Here is an 18,513-nt window from a genome sequence, read left to right as displayed (position 1 = left end):
TACACACTAAACAAACGATCGTCGTGCAAGGTCCAATTCCGGGTCGCTCAAAGAAAGACGATCTTCCCCAGCGACTACGGAATTCCAGCCACAACATCGAATCTCATTTCCCGACCGACATTGATGGGTGCGAGCGAACTATATCGCATATTCGACCATACGCATATACGAATTTAGTATGAGTCCGAGAATCTCACGATCCGCGTCGGCTGCTCACACCGATTGAGCGTGCAGATCAGATGACGATCACCTAAGATGGCGACTTCCAACAAGATATGGTTTCCTCGTCAACTGCCAGATCATTCACTGGGTACTCTCATCGGTGAAAAGGCTGAACGTATGACTGCAACGACTAAGACGGCAATCGTAACGGGTGGCTCAGGTGCAATTGGCAGCGAAATTTGCCGACGTCTTGCGTCGGACGGATTCAATGTCGTTGTCCATTACAGCACGGACCAACGTTCTGCCGAATCCGTTGTCGCTGACATCGAGTCTGCGGGCGGCACTGCATTTTCAATGGACGCGGATGTTCGCCAGGAGTCGGAGGTCACACAACTATTTGCCGAAGCGATTCAACGGTTTGGTGGTGTCGACGTGGTGGTCGTGAACGCAGGAACGATCACGAGCGGCCCAATTGCCGAATGCACCATGCAGGATTTTGATCAGGTTCACGCAGTCAACTCGCGTGGTGCCTTTCTAACGATTCGCGAAGCAGCGCGACACGTGCGAGACGACGGCCGGATCCTATTCGTTTCATCGCAGCTTGCGGAACGGCCTCGCCTCGGTACGGGCATCTACTCTGCGACGAAAGCCGCCATCGATGCCATGTTAGTTTCACTCTCCAAAGAAGTTGGCAATCGTGGGATTGCCGTCAATAGTATCCGCCCTGGTGCGACTAGCCCAGGTATGGTCGATCAGCGTACCGAAGCCGAAAAACAAGAGTTTGCTGACCTATCGGCATTTGACCGACTCGGAACACCAACCGATATCGCAGCTGTTGCTTCGTTCTTGGCTAGCAGTGAGGGCGGCTGGATAACTGGTCAACAGATCCGAGCTGATGGCGGGATGTCCAATTAGTTGCATTCGACGAGCCGCGTGACTCCAGACGATCAGAGTCCTAGCAGAGCGCCCGCCGATTTCGTTCGCTACGGAAACCTATCACAGCGGGCCGGTGCTTCAGTCATTCGCGATCGACAATGTTGGTATTAGGATACGAAATCTTTGTAACTGTCACCAAGCGGTTGAGAGAGTAAGGATTGAATCGTCGCTTCGAGGTTGGTGACGATGGCTTGAAACAGTTTTTCGCCGGTCTCGGCGGTTGCGAGATCCGGGCGTCCAGTGAAACCGGCTTGCGTCCGTTGAGTCATATCGCGGCTCACAAAGATGTCTCCAACTTCGCTCGGTACGAGTTCGCCTGCGTTGCTACAGAACTGTTTGTCAACAAGTTCCGGCCGAACATGAAGCATCAACGCAGTTTCAAACTCACAAGCATGACCGACGAACTTGTGATCACCTTTCAAGAGTTGCTCGCGTTCGGCGACGGCAACATCCCAGTAACTTCCAGCTGCGATGACTGCGTTCTGGTACATTGGCTGCAACTTCCTGGCGGCGACTCGCATCGGATCCACGTTGCCACCATGCCCGTTCAAAAACAGAACCCGCGTGAACCCGTCATCGAGCAGAGACACGGCGATGTCGCAAAGCACCGTAATATGCGTGTCTAAATCGGCATCTAATGTCGCACCAAACCGCAGGTGATGGGAACTTGCTCCGAGCCAAACAGTGGGTGTAACTAACACCTGTGAGGGCAGTTCTTGCTCCGCCGCTTCAGCAACCGCCGTACAAAGAACCGTATCGGTGCCCACAGGCATATGTGGACCGTGCTGCTCGACAGCAGCAATCGGCACGATGACGAGGGTTTCTTGACGATCAACTTTCGCAAGTTGAGTCGCGGTCATTTCCATGTACTTCATGAGTTGTCCATCTTTCTTTTGAGAATATCAAGGTATGTGTATCGTGTTTGTGGAGCGGTCCCAAACAGGCTAAGGAAGTATCCCAAGAACATCGCCATCCCAAACCCGACAGGCCAATACCACACGGAATACCAGTCTTGTGTGTACATCAAGACCAAGGTCAAGATCGTTGAAACGATGACACTCAACAATACTCCTCGCGTGGTTGTACGACGCGAGAACAATGCTAATAAGAAGATCGCAAGCAACGGCCCGCCAAATGCGGCAGTCAGTTTCTTGCCGACATCAAACACGTCGTCGCCAAGTGTTTCGACATAGCAGGCCAGTGCGATTGCGAGACCACCAATGAGTACAATCAAGCCACGGATGAATCGAACTTCTCCACGTTCATTTGTCGGCCGCCAATGGGGGACAAGACGATCACGAAAGTCCACGATCAAAGCCGTTGTCACTGAATGCACACCGGAGTCAATACTCGACATAATTGCTGCCATCAATGCTGCGAGGAACAACCCCGCCAATCCTGCAGGAAAATGGAGTTGGACAAACTCCGGCAAGGCTCGATCGGCCAGAGTCTCGTCCGCAGCCATAGCTTCGGCAAGAGATCCGCTTGCAAGATCGGTTGGGTTCTGCGCGTAGTACGCAAATAGACCGACGCCAATCATTAGTAGACCCGGTAGCACAATCCACATTGCAGCCAAGTTCAAGGCTGCTCCCCATTGCGATGTTCGTTCGTTCTTAGACGACAAATACCGTTGCACCGCAACTTGATCGACCCCAAACGCAGATAGCCCTTCCAAAAACACGCCGATGAGTATTGCCCAGCTACCGTGCTTGAGTGTCAGCGACGGGGAGAAATCGACGACTAGGTTTTTTCGGTTCGCGAAGTAAGTGTCGAACAACTGACTAGGACCGAAACCTGTCAACTCCATGACGAGACCTAGAGTCAGTAGGATTGTCACTGCGAAAACGACAAACTGTAGGACGTCAGTCCACATGACAGCCCGCAATCCACCGAGCATGGTGTAGCCGATGGACACAAGACCGAGCACGATAATCACCGCCGTCTGTGGCACTTCCATCACGCTGGAAACGACGACTGATGCGGCATAGGTTGCCGACGCCATCCAGCCAATTCGCAGAAAGATGAACAGTCCGCTTGCGAGTGTGCGAACCGAAACATGATACCGCATTTCCAAGTATTCGTAGGCCGTCTCGACTCCCAAACGAGAGTACACAGGGATGAACACCCAGACCACAATCGGAGTCATAAATGTAAAGGCCACGAGTGACAGGCCGATACGCAGACTATCCCCAAATGCTGCCGAGGGATAGAAGACAAAACTATTCGAGGAAAACAGCGTTGCCATCACACTCAACCCAACCGGGATCCAGCCCATCGAGTGGCCGGCTAGGAAGAATTCTTGTCGCGATTGGTTACGCCCGAAAACAAACCCCAGGCCAAGCATCAAAACGAGATACCCAGCCACAGTCACAAAATCGAGTGGATGCACGAGACCCTACAAGGAAGAAGTCAAAGATATGGATGAGACGATCGTTACGAGTCAACAACGGCTGCTAAACTCGGCCTGGACGATCTACCCATTTGTAGGCCGCCTTCGCATTGACTGAGAAGAACTTGCGAAGTGCCGAATCACCTTTCTCTGTGGCGTACTCGAACACAAGTCGCTGTAACGTCTCGTAACTTGCTGCCCGTTCGGACACCGGCCAATTACTGCCGTAAATCACACGATCGCTTCCAAACGCATTCCAAACAACATCGATATAGGGACGATAGAAATCTAAGTCCGACGGTGGAGCAGCCTTCGTCCTTCGAGTAGCACCTTCGACGAGTGCAGAGATTTTGCAATATACATTTGGATGCTTCGCCGCCGCACGAATTCCATCTCGCCATTCTTTCGGTGGCGGCGAATTCGTGATTGCAACGTTGCCGATGTGATTCTGCACGATCCGCAAATCCGAGAGCTTACCGGCCAGTTCTGCGACGACAGCGGGCGTTTCCGGTCCGCCGTTGACGTCGAGCGCCAAATCGTGATCTGCTAGTAACCGAAGATCGTTCAAATTGCCGTTCGATAAGAGGTTCTTCAACAGCTTCACCGAAATGCGAATCCCACGAAACAGTCGGTTTGCTGCGAACCGTTTTAGATGCTTCGCAAAGTCGGCTTCGCCCGGCGTTAGGTTTCCGACAATGCCGACGATAAAAGGATCATCCTTGGCAAGATCGAGTAGCCAAGCGTTGTCTTCAACCCAAGGGCTTGCCTCGACAATGACCGTACCCGTGACCGGCCGGAAGGTCTTCAACTCCTTCAGATGCCGAGGCAGAACCGTTCGATAGAGCGATGATTTCTTCGGCGGCCACGGAACGCCCTCCGTCCGAGTCGGATCATAGAAATGCGTATGGCAATCGATGATTTCGAGTTGCGATTCTCGATCAGCGGCGGTCACGATTCCGGAACGGACTCCGCCGAGAATGGCGGCGCTCCCGAGCAGAACTTGTCGGCGTGTGAGTTGCGAGGTTTTCATATCGGCCAGAATAGATGGATATCCAACAAGATTCCAGCAACCCGCAAGTTCTCTAGCCATCTGCTGATGATTTGGTCAGGCTGAGAATCAATCCAACGGAGATAAAACTGACCAACAGATTGCTACCACCGTAACTCACAAGTGGATGAGCAATCCCCTTCGGTGGAACCATGGCGGTCACAACAGCAACGTTTATTGCAGCCTGCAACACAAGCTGGGCGATGAGAGTCTTACCAGCAATCGCGGAAAAACTGTGAGGTTCGCACCGTTCCAGCAGGCGAAACCCGGTCAGCAGAACACCCAGCCAGACGGCAACCAATCCCAACGTACCAACGAGACCAAGCTCCTCCCCAACCACCGCAATCACGAAATCCGTGTTTGCCTCAGGCAGAAAACTCAGCTTCTGCCAACCATTGCCGATCCCGACGCCATCAACCCCGCCCGCCCCCAATGTCATGAGAGACTGTTTCAGTTGATACGGTGCGGAATCGAAATCCGTCCAAGCTCCGATGAACCCGCGGATCCGTTCAAGCTGATACGGCCTCAGCCCCACTCCAAAGCCCAGCACAAGCCCACCAAACACGCAGCCAAATATGAAGTTTCTCAGAGGCCATCCTGCGAAGAACAAGCACAACGACCCGCTAGCCATCAGGAATGCGGCGGTCCCCAAGTCCGGTTCGACCAGCACAAGTCCACCAACTAGACCGATTGGCAACAAGAAAGGTAACGTTCCCCAAAGCCAATGCCGCATCATCTGTGTCCGCGTCGTTGCCAGAGAGGCCAGCAAGAGAGGAAGCGTAATCTTCGCAAACTCCGATGGTTGCAACGAAATACCACCAGCCCGTAGCCAACGTCTAGCTCCATTGACTCGGACACTAAAACCAGGAACCAAAACCGCGACTAGCAACAAGACTGTCCCTGCGAACATCCACGGAGCCAGTTGTCTCAATCGACTCGCAGGAATGCACGAACACCCTAGGGCGGCAATGCCCCCCAGTAGAACGAACACGGCATGACGGGACAAATAGATTTGATCGGCTTCCGTCGGCCATGACGTGACGCTCGCACTGTGGACCATCAATAAGCCACAGCTTGCGAGAACTGCAATCAGTGAAAGAAACAGGCTTCGAGTCGCGTCCATAACAGATCTAAACACGTCGCCAGACGAGTTCGAGAGCTCACCGACATACAACTAAGACGAGATGATCACCAAAGCTGAACGAACGTCAGCAAATTGAAGGGATCAACATCCGATTCCATTTTCATAAAAGGGCGAAGCCGGCGAGACTAGCAATCAGCTAGCCAAGCCGGCTTCTATTCCCTCTCTCCCTAACGACACATCAAATTTCATTGAGATCAGTCGCCACGACTCGAGAACCTTGCGAATCGATCGATTCTCGTGGCAGCATGGCACTTCATTATCCTATCGAATCAACAAGGTACCAATCCCGACAACAACAAGGACTGCGGACGCAATCCAAAACCTGATCACGATTCGAGTTTCAGGATCGCCTCGAAACAAATAGTGATTGTGTAATGGACTACAGAGTATGATTCGTTGACCAGTGAGCTTATAGCATCCGACTTGCAGAATCACACTCATCGCTTCTACAACGAAGACACCTCCGCAGATGACAAGCAGAACTTCCTGACGTGCGACCACCGCTGCAAACGCGAGGAGTGAACCGATTGATAGGGATCCCGTATCCCCCATAAAAACCTGCGCGGGATGACAATTGAACCACAAGAATCCAAGCAACCCGCCCAACATCGAACTCATGAGCACGGCAACCTCACCGCCCCCACTCACATAAGGGACAGTCAGGCGATTCGCGAAGAATTGGTTGCCCGCAATGAATGTCAGACCGACAAACGTTGTCGCCACACAGATCATGCAGCCACTAGCAAGACCATCTAACCCATCTGTCAAATTGACTGCATTCGAAACGCTGACGGTCACGAATGCCGCCCAAACGACCAGACCGATTCCGAGTGGTATTCGGTGTCCACCAAACGGCCAGAAGAGACTTGCCTCTGTTGAATGTTGCCGTTCAGCGAGGTACAGCAGGACCGCAACAGACAGAGCAATCCCCACTTGGACCAATAGTTTTTGTTTGACACTCAGCCCGTTACGTGACGTCTTGAGCTTCGTCCAATCATCCCATGCGCCGAGCCCTGCAAATGCTAAAGCCACGACCAACCCGATTTGAATATAGTGATTGAGTAGATCTCCCCAAAGCAGAGTCGCTATCACAATCGCAGATATGATTAGCAAGCCACCCATTGTCGGCGTTTGGTTCTTGCTAGCTTGAATTTCATCGAGACGAGTGGAGTCACTTCGGACCGGTTCACGAAATCGCTGCTGCAGCCAACGAATCGCTGCGGGACCGAACAACAGCGTAAACAAAAACGATGTCAACGTCGCCAACACGATTCGAGCCATCAGAAAGACGCTAGAACCACTTGCTGTCCCCTCCAGCTGCCATATACTGCGTGCATAGTCTTGAAGCAACCAAAACAGCACGGAGGGAACCTACTAGATCAAGGACAAGAGTTAGCAACTTCAGTTGTATCCCCGGATGCCGGGAGTAAGCTCCCGACATCCGGTCTTTAGATTCTGTCGTCAAGCGGTAGATGGAGTGATCGACCCAGTAACCACTTGGTCCATTACCGATTTGCTCGCACTCAAGCGAGTTGAGCGTCACGTCGGATCCCCGCAAACCCATACGTAAACGACAAAATCTAACAGGTTAGTTTCGACATATCCAGTTGTATTCAGTTTGTATTAGGCTGCTTTTGCGAGGTTCAAATTCGAACATAGGAACTGATATCGTAGGAATTCAACAACCCGTTCCATTCGCATTCCTCGCGAACCTTTCACGAGGACGACGTCATTTTGGCTAAGGCTGCCTGCAAGTTGTTTGCATAGTTCCGTTAAGGAGTTACTAGCATTTGTTCGCATCGAAGGGAAGCCCTCTTCGACGGCTCCCGCGACAATATATTCTGCATCCACGCCATATGTATGAAGTTGATCGATTCCGCTAGCTGCAATTTGCCGTCCTAGCTTCTGATGGAAGGCCGCTGACCGATCGCCAAGCTCTAACATGTCACCGAGAACGAGATGCTTTTGCGCTGAGAACGGAGCATCCCAATCTCTCAGCAATCGACATGCAGCCAACGTCGATGTCGGACTGGCATTATAAGTATCGTTGATGACGGTCCAGCCGCCGAACCGTTCGACTTGGCAACGCCCTGGGATTGGCTCAATGTTCAGGAGCCCTTCGCGGATCGCATTTGTTGACAAGCCAAATTCTCGACCAATCGCAACGGCGATCGCGGCGGCTTGAGCGTTGTGTTTGCCAGCTAGGGGTACACAAAACGTTTCTTTGCCAACCTGGAACTCGGTCTGCTCGTTATTCAGTCGAACAGATTCAATCTGTACATGATTATCAGAGTTCTCACCGACGTATAGTGTTCGACAGCTAAGTTTTTCGACTAAGCTTCTTAGCTTCCGGTTATCACCGGCTACGATGGCAAGCTCGTCTGACTTCAAGGAGCTGACCATCCTGGTCTTTTCTGTATAGATTCCCTGTAGACTTTGAAAACCTTCGAGATGAGAGTTGCTGACACCGGTGATCACACCGATCGTCGGCTGACAACACGAGACCAAATCTTGCATTTCTCCAAGTGCCGACGCACCACACTCGACGACGGCGAACTGATCGTCAGGCCGAATATTGAGAAGTGTATAAGGCACACCAAAATGATTGTTGTTATTCGAATGACTTTGGCAGCCGGTCATTACAGTTGATAGCACAGAATGGATGGCTTCACGAGTGGTCGTTTTGCCACAGGAACCAGTCACTCCGATAACTGGTTTCCCCCATCGCTGTCGGTGCCATCGCGCGAAATTTTGCAATGCCTGATTTGTGTCCGAAACGAGAATAGTACTCTTCTGTGAACCAGTGCACTTTGCGTGATGCCGAGAAACAACGCTCGCGATGGCTCCGTTTTCAAAAGCCTGAGTAACGAAGTTGTGTCCGTCGAATCGTTGACCACACAGTGGCCAAAACACGTCGCCCGGCTGAACTTTCCGGGAATCTGTCTGGATTCGATGAAACACCGCCCCACCCGTCACCCCGACGGCTTGGCCGTGGACAGCGTTGATTAAGTTGTCGAGGGTGGTTGGCTGCATTGTGTGGGCTATATAAAACTATTGTGTTGGATGCCGGGAACGTCGAGCTAAGCACTCATGCGATCAAGAACAGGTTGTGGCTGCGGCAGTCGAAAAGGCAGAATGTTTTGAACGACTTCCCGGTCGTCAAATGGGTATCGTTCCCCTTTGATCTCTTGAAACCGTTCGTGTCCTTTGCCGGCAATCAGAATAGTGTCTCCCGACGTGGCTAGCGAAGTTGCTAGTTCGATTGCAGCTCTCCGATTCGTCTCGGTGTGATATTCACAGCGAGCGTTTGTCACACCTGCGGCGACATCTTGGATGATCGATGCTGGGTCTTCGGACCTTGGATTATCGCTTGTGATGATTGCCACATCCGCCTCAGTCGCCGCTCGGCCTAGCAATGGTCGTTTGCTTTGATCACGATCGCCACCGGCACCAAAGACGCAGATTAGTTTTCCCGCGGTGTGCGGTTTCAATGTTTCGATGGCATGCGTGAGTGCATCGGGGGTGTGAGCGTAGTCCACAAAGAGGTGAAAGTCGCGATCGTGTACGACCCGCTCCAGACGGCCGGGAACCACATCGAGCCGTTCGATTCCGGCGGAAATCTCTCGAAGAGAGAGACCGAACGTCGATGTCGCAACGATGGCAGCAAGGCAGTTAGAGACATTATGCGGACCGATGAGGCTGGTCCAGAACATTTGAGAGTCAGTGCCGACATGTACGCGGAATCGGGTTCCGTGCAGTGAGTGCTCCAAGACCTCAGCGGTAACGTTGGCATTGGGTCTCATGCCGTAGGTGACCACCTTGCGACCGGCAAGTCGGGCTTGAAATGCTTGCGACGACGGATCGTCGGCGTTCAGTACGATCGTTGCTCCCGGTTTGCATTGATCGAAGATTCGGGATTTTGCTTCGGCATATGCCTGGGAATCGCGGTGATAGTCGAAGTGGTCGTGAGTGACGTTGGTGACCACGGCCACATCAAGTTGAGTTCCGGCGGCTCGCCCTTGGTCCAATGCGTGACTGGACAGTTCCATCGCGACGTGAGTTTGGCGGTTGTGTACCATCCGCGACAAACTCGATGCCAATGTTGCGGAATCTGGAGTCGTCAGTTGGGCCGGTTTTTGTTCGATTCCGTCGTCATATTCGATCGTGCCAATCATCCCCGTTGGATGCCCAGCGGACTTGAGAATCGAGCGAACCAGATAGGTGGTGGTCGTCTTGCCATTGGTTCCGGTCACTCCAACGGTTTTGAGTCGTTGCGACGGATATTCATGGAGCGCTTCACAAAGATAGGAGTACGCCGCCCGCACATTTTGCACGACGCATTGCGGTACCGACACATCCGGCAGTGGACGCTCGACGAGAACGGAACCGGCTCCCCGATTCACAGCGTCGGCGACGAAAGCGGTTCCTTGGCAACGCGTTCCAGGCAAGGCCGCGAACATTGTTCGAGGTTTGCACCGCGTGCTATCTTCGCAGATGTCGGTGATGCGGATATCCGCACATCCCACAAAACTGGCAGCCGGAAACAGTTGTCGCAAACTGACCGGTTCTTGACTTTGCGGCAGCCATGGCGACATTGCTCAGCCTCCGTGCCCCAAATTCCCGGAGCTTCCTCACGACGTTTGTGACGAAGGAATCAACGTCTCATCCTGATCAGTCGATTCGATTCCGGGCGTGATTTTTACTGCGTCTGCTCGTTGAACCAGGTCCAACCGAGCGGGCGGGATTGTGGCTATTTCAACGATTTCCTGCAAGCTGCATTTGGCCGATTTTCGGTGTGCTTGTAAGAGTTACACGACTTTTCATGGGATGCATGGTTGTTTGCGCGGCAGGAGGTGTCGCATTCGATTTGCCATTCCGACCAGACCGACCATAATACCCCCAAACTCCCGAAACTCAGTTTGTCCGACGAGATACTCGCAATGAATTCCGCCTACGATGCTATTTTGCTGATTGGGTTTGGTGGTCCGGAAGGCCCCGACGATGTGATTCCGTTCCTTGAAAACGTCTTACGAGGACGGAATGTGCCGCGGGAACGGATGCTGGAAGTCGCCGAGCATTACAACCACTTCGGCGGCGTGAGCCCGATCAACGGCCAAGTGCGGGAACTCATGGATGCTTTGCGACCGGAGTTGGAATCGCATGGGGTCGATTTGCCAATGTATTGGGGAAATCGAAATTGGCATCCGATGCTCACAGACACGATGCAAAGCATGAAAGATGATGGCATTCAGAAAGCATTGGGGTTGGTCCTGGCGGCGTACAGTTCATATTCGAGTTGCCGTCAGTATCGCGAGGATGTGGCGAAATCTCAGGACGCCGTGGGCGATGGCGTCCCCGAAGTCGACAAGATTCGCGTCTTCTACAATCACCCCCTGTTCATCGACGCCAATGTGGACCGTGTTCGACATGCAATGAATGCCTTCGCTGCTTCGAGCCCGGCCAGCGACATTCATATCGCTTTCACAGCCCACAGCATCCCAATGTCGATGGCCAATCACTGCAACTACGAACGGCAGCTTCAAGAAACGTGTCGGTTGGTCGCTGAGTCGCTCGAAGTGTCTGAGGATCGTTGGCAACTTGTGTATCAAAGTCGCAGTGGGCGACCGCAAGATCCATGGTTGGAACCAGATATCCTTGACCACATCCAGCAAGTCCACGACGAGGGCGTGCAGAATCTTGTCGTTATGCCGATTGGCTTTTTGTCCGATCACATGGAAGTCTTGTTTGACTTGGACGAAGAAGCGCAGGAAAAAGCGGATGAACTTGGCATGCAAATGGTGCGAGCCAAGAGTGTCGGCACGCATCCGAAATTCGTGCAGATGTTGAGAGAACTCATTCAGGAACGTCTAGACTCTGACATTCCCCGGCGAGCAATTGGGGAATTTGGCCCGAATCATGATGTCTGTCCGGTCGATTGTTGTCCGGCCCCTGCTCGCCCGCAACGCCGTTGATCACCCCTGCCCTAAATTTACACAGCGGCGATGGAATTCACGGCATTTTTTCAATTTCCCGCATTCTACTCTGAAGCCACGGCGGAAACTCAGAAATTCTGAGTTCCTGAGACCCGACACTTTCGCCTGCAGTAGACGCAAATTTCTGCAGGGAGCGGACTTGAGAAAAGCTCACACCTGGGGAATGGGGCACATCTTTTGCATCGCGTGGCGATTATGCAAAATTTATTTGCAACAAAACGCCCGAATTTACCTTTGTTTTTTTTGATGCCACGGTAAACTCGGCGTTACGGGCCGCGTGATTCAATGTGGTCACAGGATGATCCTCATCGGACTGGAGTCGAAAATGAAGCCTGCGCTCGATCCTTCCCTTCAATCCCCAATTCCGAAAAAAGCTCCCATGAATGCGACTGCTGCTGTCGACTTCACCGATCGGCTGGAAGTTCGGCTCCGCCGTGAACTCTTGAGCCACCCTGATTTCGAGTTTGAGCGTTTGGTTGTTCGCCGCGTTCCGGGTGGTGGCGTTTGTCTGGAAGGGGTGATGTGCTCCGAGACCGATGTGAGTGAAGTGGCAGGCTTCGTGAGCCGGGTCACCGGAGCGACGGAAATCCTGAACAAGCTGGTCGTGTGGACAAAGCCCTTCAAAGGGTAACAGGTCACACGAATGCTGAAGACGTTCGAATTGTCACCGAATCCTTTCCGATTCGTTGAGAGCAGTTTGTTCCAATTGTCTGTCGGAAATCGGTTCCGCAGCAAGCCCAAAAAAACGTCAAAAGTTGGAAAACTCGGCTATACGTCGAAGGCATCATCTGATAATTTCTCGCCACCCGTTGGTTGAATGACCAACCGATGGGTGTCCTCTCTCATTACATTATCAACTCCCACGAGCGTACAAATAACAACCACGCGGCGCGTGTTGCGGGAATGATCTGCGCCCTGCGGTTTTGTATTTATCTGCGGAGTATTTAGACCGAGTCCGTCATCGTCAGTCTGGGGCAAGGAGGCCACCGTGTCGTACGGAAACACGCAACAAGAGCAGAGCTTGAAGGTTCAAATTCGATGGCTCATTCGCCGAGACATGGCGGAAGTCCTTGAAATCGAACGGCAAAGTTTCGAGTTCCCTTGGTCCGAGGAAGATTTCCTCTGTTGTTTACGGCAACGCAACTGCATCGGCATGGTTGCGGAAGCCGGGAACGATATCGTCGGGTTCATGATCTACGAGCTTCACAAATCGCGGCTCCGGATCCTCAATTTTGCTGTCAGTGACTCGCATCGACGACATGGTGTGGGCTGTCAGATGGTTCGTCGGTTGGTGGACAAGCTTTCGCAGCAACGCCGTCAGGAAATCGTGCTGGAAGTTCGGGAACGAAACCTGCCCGCACAGTTGTTCTTCAGTCAGCAAGGATTCCGGGCCGTCGAGGTCATTCGGAACTACTACGAAGACACTGCCGAAGACGCCTACGCGATGCAGTACCGGCTCAAACCGGTCGACGACGTGTTCTCACCATTTGCGCCGCAAAACCGCATCTCGGAATATGACGCCGCCTAACATCTAAGTTTCGTCTGCCCACACAGTGGACTCGCCCCCTGGGGATTTCGAATGTCCACGGAACAAAACTGGCCGAGCCAGAATCCGGGCTGCTACTGAATGGCTCGACAATTTGAGTTCCCACAAGCCTCGGAGGCATTTCTCCGAGGCTTTTTTTTGGACTCCAGGGTGGTATGCTGAGGAAAATCAATTCGCCCCTCATACCTGGAGTTTGGCATGGTCCCGATGAGCTTTGCACTGGCGGTGTTGACGATTGCCGCCGGTTCCGCGACCGCGAAGGAACCCAAAAACGAACTACTCGTCTACTTCGGCACATACACTCGAGGCGATAGCGCGAGCGAAGGAATTTACCTATCTCGACTCGATCTGACTACCGGCGAGCTTTCGAAACCCGAACTGGCGGCGAAGTTGCCGAACCCGTCATTTTTGGAATTCCATCCCAACAAGAAGTTCGCGTACGCTGTCAGTGAAATGGCCAATTTCGAAGGCAAGAAGACCGGGGCCGTCACCGCTCTGGCGATCGACTCCCAAACCGGCAAGCTCACGGAATTGAACCGGAAGCCGTCGGGCGGTGTCGGGCCTTGTCATGTGTCTGTCGATGCGAAAGGCACGACCGTTTTCGTAGCGAATTACGGGGCCGGTAGTTGTGCGTCCCTCCCGATCGAAGACGACGGTTCCCTGCAAGACCCTGCCACCGTCATGCAGCACGAAGGTTCCAGCGTGAATCCACGTCGCCAAAAAGGACCGCACGCCCACAGCATCAATCTCGATCCAGCAAACAAACACGCTTACGTGTGCGATCTCGGTTTGGACCAAGTCCTGATCTACGGATTCGATCCTAACACGAGTGAACTCACCAAGAACGACCCGCCGTTTGCCAAGATTGAACCCGGTTCCGGTCCCCGACATTTCGCGTTCCATCCGAACGGCAAGACGGCGTACATCAACGGCGAAATGACGATGACCGTAGTGACGCTGGAATACGACGCCGACACCGGCGGAATGACTCCGGTGCAAACGCTTTCAACGATGCCGGAGAAACACAACGGCACGAATCTCTCCACAGCCGAAGTCCGCGTGCATCCGAGCGGTAAGTTCGTGTATGTCTCTAACCGAGGCCATCACACAATCGCAATTTTCCGAGTCAATCCAGACACCGGAAAACTCTCGGCGGTTGGCCATGCATCGACTCGTGGCGAAACACCTCGAAACTTCAACATCACCCCCGACGGCAAATTTTTACTGGCTGCCAATCAAGATTCGGATGACGTCGCGGTCTTCACAATCGACCAAGAAACCGGCAAACTCGATCCAGTGGGTGAACCGGTCTCGGTGCCGATGCCGGTTTGCGTTCGATTCCTTCAACCATAATTCGATCTCAACGATCTCCCATCCAGTCTTCACGGAAGCTGCTCAACATGACTGACCAAGACACTCAAAATGCTGTCGATCAATTCTTGTCCGAAGCCCCTTTGAAAGGCTTCATTGGCGGGAAATGGGTTCCCGCCGAAAGTGGCGAGACCTTCACGACATCCGACCCCGGTTCCGGACAAAAACTTGCCGACGTGACTGCGATGGCCGATGCCGATATCGACAAAGCCGTCGCCGCTGCAGACAGTGCATTCAAGCACTCCGGTTGGGCTGAGATGCCAGCGAACGAACGCGGCGTGCTGCTGCATCGGCTAGCAGATGCCGTCGAGAAACACCGCCCGATTTTGGCACGGTTGGAATCGCTTGATGCTGGAAAAGTGCTTTCGCAGGCGACAGGCGACATCCAGAATTTCGTCGACACAATGCGATATTTCGTAGAGATGTCGCAACACATTCAACGTCGCACACCGCTCGCAGTTGCGGGATACGATGCTCGCACCGTTCGGATGCCGTGGGGGCCATGTGGGTTCATCTTTCCGTGGAACTTCCCATTTCTGCTGTTGGGCTGGAACATTGCACCGGCACTGGCGGCAGGGAACACAATCGTGGTCAAACCGGCGGAGGATACTCCGCTTTCGACGTTGTACTTCGCCAAGATCGCGAAAGACGTTGGCATTCCGGACGGCGTGATCAACGTTGTCACTGGCTATGGGAAGACGGCAGGAGCCGCATTGTCATCCCATCCGGGACTACAACGCATGTCGTTCACCGGTTCACCGGAAGTCGGCCGAATGGTTGCCGAGGTTTGTGGTCGCAACCTCACACCGGTCAAGTTGGAACTCGGAGGCAAAGGGGCGGCCGTTCTGTTCGACGATGTCGATATTGAGGACACCGCCGAAAAACTGGTGGGGGCGATTACCTTCCACACCGGTCAAGTCTGTTGCGACGCAACCCGCTGGCTAATCCACAAGCCAATTTACGATCGCTTCGTCGATGCCTGTAAGTCTCGATTGGAGCAAGTGCAAATCGGCTATCAGCTTGAGAATGGAACCCAGATGGGACCGGTCGTGAACGCGAAACAACGCGAGCGTGTGTTGGGGTATTTGGAGAAAGGCCAGAACGAAGGTGCTGAGTTGGTCCTTCCCGGCGGAGCCGCCGAAGTATCAGGGCGTGACGGCTACTACGTGAAACCCGCGCTCTTGGCCGGCTCGTTGGACAACGTAGCTGCTCGCGAGGAAATCTTCGGACCGGTGGCCTACCTCGCTCCATTCGATGACGAGCAGCAAGCCATCAACATGGTCAATTCGTCCGATTACGGTTTGGCGAACAGCGTTTGGACCAGTGACCTCGACCGTGCCAACCGGGTGGCCGAACGTATGATTGCCGGGAACAGTTGGATCAACGCACACAACGTGTTCGCACAAGGTGTGCCGTATGCAGGCATCAACAAAAGCGGCATCGGCGGCGGAGTGTTGTCTGTCGAAACTTACCTCGACTACACCCGCAGCCTCTCCGTAGTCCGGCCCTTGTAGCGGGTGTCCGTGTCGATGACGTTCCAGAGCAGATTACTTTTGATCGTAGCGGGTACTGTCTCGCGGGGGTTACGAAACATACGCGTTTTCCGCTTCTATCATGGACACAGTAGACCGTGATTCGGTCTAGTGAAGTCCGTTCCGTGGTTCTGGTAGTCGGAACGTCATCAGCACAGAGGCGAAGAGCAACACAGCCACCCCCAGGAACGCGGGGGTGAACCCCGTGTAGTCGATCAGTACGCCGACGAGCGGTGCGAACAGAATCGGAATGCCCATGCAGATTTTCAAGGTACTGAGATATTTCGCATGGTTCATCTCATCGCAAAGTTCGAGTGTGTAGTTCGAGATGGTTCGAATCGCCATCGGTGTTAAACCAAGGAGCACGAACGTCACCCAGTAGATTGACCGCCCGCCGGGAACGATTCCGTTCGTGATGGCTAGGGCCATCAAGGGTGTTGCGACGGTTCCGGTCATCATCATTCTCATCGCGAGCCGATTGCCGTAGCGGTCGGCGAGCGTGCCGGCAAGCACACTGAATAGCCCCGCACCGGCATTTTGTGCGATCAGCCAAGTCAGAAGTTCGCTGTGATCACACTGCAACCGTTCCCGTCCCATCGCTTGATAGTGGGGGAACAAGAGCATCGTGGTGATAAACAGCATGACTGTCGCCGCGAGCCAGCGAAAGTTGTGATCGACTTTCAACGTTTCCCAACCCACTTGGAAGTGATTCCAGAACGGTCGTCGAGGGGGTCGTTCCAGTTGATCGACTGGTTCGGCCACCAAGAAGACCACTGCCCCCGCCACCAAGAATCCCAATCCCGTAGTTCCGAAGATGAACCCAAATCCGCCGCCTTTTCGTTCGAGCCACGTTCGCAAGACGAGCCAAGCACATGTGATCGCGGTCAACGATCCAATCACGCCGGTCAGGGTCATTAGTCTGCCGCGTCGCGTGGCGTGAATGAGTTTGCCCTGCAGAGTATTGAAACTCAGCAGATTCAAGCCGGTTGTGGAAAAGAAAATCGTATACAGCAACAGAAACAACGGCGGTAGCCAGAACAAACCGTCAAGTTCGGCATTCGTCGCCTGTAGGGTCAGCCAGATTCCGGAGAGTGTGAGGAACGGGATCGCCATGATCCACGTTGTCGCGATCAGCAGTCGTTTTTTCAGCGGTGCGTATTGCAGGCGTTCCGCGAACAACAACGGTGGCACGCTTTGCCCAAATCGATTCAACACCGGCAGCCAGCCACGCACCCAAGCCGCCCCGGCAATGGCATCGACGAAAGCGGGCATGATCACGCTTTCGGTTTTGAAAATCCATGACGTCCGCATCACAATTTGATGCAATGCCAACGTCACCAGATTCCGAGTCTGCAGCTGTTCGATCTGCCGCGACCGCTCATCCGGTCCTTCATGCTGCGTGAAGATTCCCGATTCCTCCGACTCCTCGGTGGCGGTCCCACTCGGCGATGCGGTGGATTCCGATGCAGACATACCTCTCCCGATCCAGCGAACACACAAGACGATCCGAGGTCGAATTGTAGTTCAGCCAATCCTCAAAGGCGAGCGCCGCCGATGGCGGATCAGGAGTCGAGTGGCTGCAGCCGAGTGGTGAGCACAGCCGATTCGGTCCGCAGTTCTACCCGTTGAGCTTCAGCACATAACCGCTGAACTTGAGGTCGAGTTTCCCCGTTGGACGGCTACCGGGCGGGAGATTAACGCGGATGTAGAGGAATCCGCTGGTCTTCGGGTTGATGTCCTTTCCATCCCCGATTGGGAACGGTTCCGTGTTCTTAGCTTTCTTTTTGTCCAACGGCATGATGACCCCGACAAGCGAACCGAACGGAGCAGCATTAAGTGCCGAGTCAATGCTCTTACCTTGCGGAATCCCATTGGCCGTCATGTTCAAATTCGCGGACATCCGGTATGCACCAGCCACCTGCACGCGAAATGTCTTTCCCTTGGCAACACGAGCAACCGGAGTCTTCCAGACCGATGCCGGCGTCCAACCGATCTCAAAATCGTTGGAGGACAGAATCTCCTCGTCCAAGCTTTTGATCTTTTCCTTGAGTCCCTTGAGGTCCGGATGCACCTCGGACAGCGTTTCCAGGATCGACTTGGCTTTTTCAAGTTCGCCTTCGTCTTCGTACTCCTTCGCGATGACGAAGATTTCCCGCGAGAAACTCTCCACCGCCTTTTTGGCTTTCGCATCCAATGCCGTCACGCTGGACTTCTGCTGCGCTGAAAGTGCCCCCGACGCTACGGTCACAATCAAGAAACTCCACAATATTTCACGCATGGGCGGGCTCCCAGGTAGGTTCGTTTTGATTTCGTTGATTCATGTCTTGCCGCTGGGCAGAGTCCGATGATCCGAAAACTTCCAAGGAACTCAGAACACCGGTCACGGCACGAA

General features: G+C 53.5%; 15 protein-coding genes. 6 read left to right on the top strand and 9 right to left on the bottom strand.

The genetic code is table 11. The annotated features are described in order from the left end of the window. The first annotated feature begins 339 nt into the window (after positions 1-339). On the top strand, positions 340-1,077 hold the full coding sequence (locus tag G6R38_RS09365; RefSeq protein WP_166823355.1) for an SDR family oxidoreductase: 738 nt from the start codon (positions 340-342) through the stop codon (positions 1,075-1,077). A 128-nt stretch (positions 1,078-1,205) separates the two neighbouring features. On the opposite strand, the gene G6R38_RS09360 is transcribed toward G6R38_RS09365, so the two are convergent. From G6R38_RS09360 to G6R38_RS09330, 7 genes are all read right to left on the bottom strand, one after another. After that, on the bottom strand, positions 1,206-1,973 hold the full coding sequence (locus tag G6R38_RS09360; RefSeq protein WP_166823352.1) for a creatininase family protein: 768 nt from the start codon (positions 1,971-1,973) through the stop codon (positions 1,206-1,208). Beyond that, positions 1,970-3,487 (bottom strand): sodium:solute symporter family transporter, encoded by a 1,518-nt coding sequence (locus G6R38_RS09355; RefSeq protein ID WP_166823349.1) that lies wholly within the window; start codon positions 3,485-3,487, stop codon positions 1,970-1,972. The genes G6R38_RS09360 and G6R38_RS09355 overlap by 4 nt, the downstream gene beginning before the upstream one ends. 64 nt (positions 3,488-3,551) lie before the next feature. After that, a complete protein-coding gene (locus G6R38_RS09350) occupies positions 3,552-4,577 on the bottom strand; it encodes an amidohydrolase family protein (RefSeq protein ID WP_206028519.1) in 1,026 nt (341 codons plus the stop codon). Next, positions 4,570-5,658, bottom strand: coding sequence for an FtsW/RodA/SpoVE family cell cycle protein (locus tag G6R38_RS09345; protein WP_166823346.1), 1,089 nt, complete (start codon positions 5,656-5,658; stop codon positions 4,570-4,572). The genes G6R38_RS09350 and G6R38_RS09345 overlap by 8 nt, the downstream gene beginning before the upstream one ends. Positions 5,659-5,940: 282 nt before the next feature. Continuing rightward, positions 5,941-6,960: a phospho-N-acetylmuramoyl-pentapeptide-transferase gene (gene mraY, locus G6R38_RS09340; RefSeq protein ID WP_240928132.1), complete on the bottom strand. Its 1,020-nt coding sequence runs from the start codon at positions 6,958-6,960 to the stop codon at positions 5,941-5,943. 342 nt (positions 6,961-7,302) lie between these two features. Then, positions 7,303-8,712 (bottom strand): UDP-N-acetylmuramoyl-tripeptide--D-alanyl-D-alanine ligase, encoded by a 1,410-nt coding sequence (locus G6R38_RS09335; protein WP_166823339.1) that lies wholly within the window; start codon positions 8,710-8,712, stop codon positions 7,303-7,305. A gap of 47 nt (positions 8,713-8,759) precedes the next feature. Then, positions 8,760-10,274 carry a UDP-N-acetylmuramoyl-L-alanyl-D-glutamate--2,6-diaminopimelate ligase gene (locus tag G6R38_RS09330; RefSeq protein ID WP_166823336.1) on the bottom strand — a complete coding sequence of 505 codons (1,515 nt, stop codon included), beginning with the start codon at positions 10,272-10,274 and terminating at the stop codon, positions 8,760-8,762. 345 nt (positions 10,275-10,619) lie between these two features. On the opposite strand from G6R38_RS09330, the gene G6R38_RS09325 reads away from it, so the two are divergent. The 5 genes from G6R38_RS09325 (at position 10,620) to G6R38_RS09305 (ending at position 16,103) form a co-directional block, all read left to right on the top strand. After that, positions 10,620-11,651, top strand: coding sequence for a ferrochelatase (locus G6R38_RS09325; protein WP_166823333.1), 1,032 nt, complete (start codon positions 10,620-10,622; stop codon positions 11,649-11,651). Positions 11,652-11,997: 346 nt separating this feature from the next. Continuing rightward, the gene (locus G6R38_RS09320; protein WP_166823330.1) at positions 11,998-12,303 is read left to right on the top strand and encodes a hypothetical protein; all 306 of its coding nucleotides are present in this window, start codon (positions 11,998-12,000) and stop codon (positions 12,301-12,303) included. Positions 12,304-12,660: 357 nt separating this feature from the next. Then, positions 12,661-13,200, top strand: coding sequence for a ribosomal protein S18-alanine N-acetyltransferase (gene rimI / locus G6R38_RS09315; protein WP_240928131.1), 540 nt, complete (start codon positions 12,661-12,663; stop codon positions 13,198-13,200). Positions 13,201-13,416: 216 nt separating this feature from the next. Further along, complete coding sequence (locus G6R38_RS09310; protein WP_206028518.1) at positions 13,417-14,571, top strand: lactonase family protein; 1,155 nt, start codon at positions 13,417-13,419, stop codon at positions 14,569-14,571. Positions 14,572-14,618: 47 nt separating this feature from the next. Beyond that, a complete protein-coding gene (locus tag G6R38_RS09305; RefSeq protein ID WP_166823322.1) occupies positions 14,619-16,103 on the top strand; it encodes an aldehyde dehydrogenase family protein in 1,485 nt (494 codons plus the stop codon). Between the two features lie 126 nt (positions 16,104-16,229). Here the strand turns inward: G6R38_RS09305 and G6R38_RS09300 are convergent, their stop codons facing one another. Beyond that, a complete protein-coding gene (locus G6R38_RS09300; protein ID WP_166823319.1) occupies positions 16,230-17,594 on the bottom strand; it encodes an MFS transporter in 1,365 nt (454 codons plus the stop codon). Between the two features lie 145 nt (positions 17,595-17,739). Beyond that, entirely contained in the window at positions 17,740-18,399 is a 660-nt protein-coding gene (locus G6R38_RS09295) for a hypothetical protein (RefSeq protein WP_166823316.1), read from the bottom strand. Positions 18,400-18,513: the final 114 nt, after the last annotated feature.

Source organism: Thalassoroseus pseudoceratinae, assembly GCF_011634775.1.
Taxonomy (GTDB): Bacteria; Planctomycetota; Planctomycetia; order Planctomycetales; family Planctomycetaceae; genus Thalassoroseus; species Thalassoroseus pseudoceratinae.
This window is presented reverse-complemented; position numbering and strand designations above follow the sequence as displayed.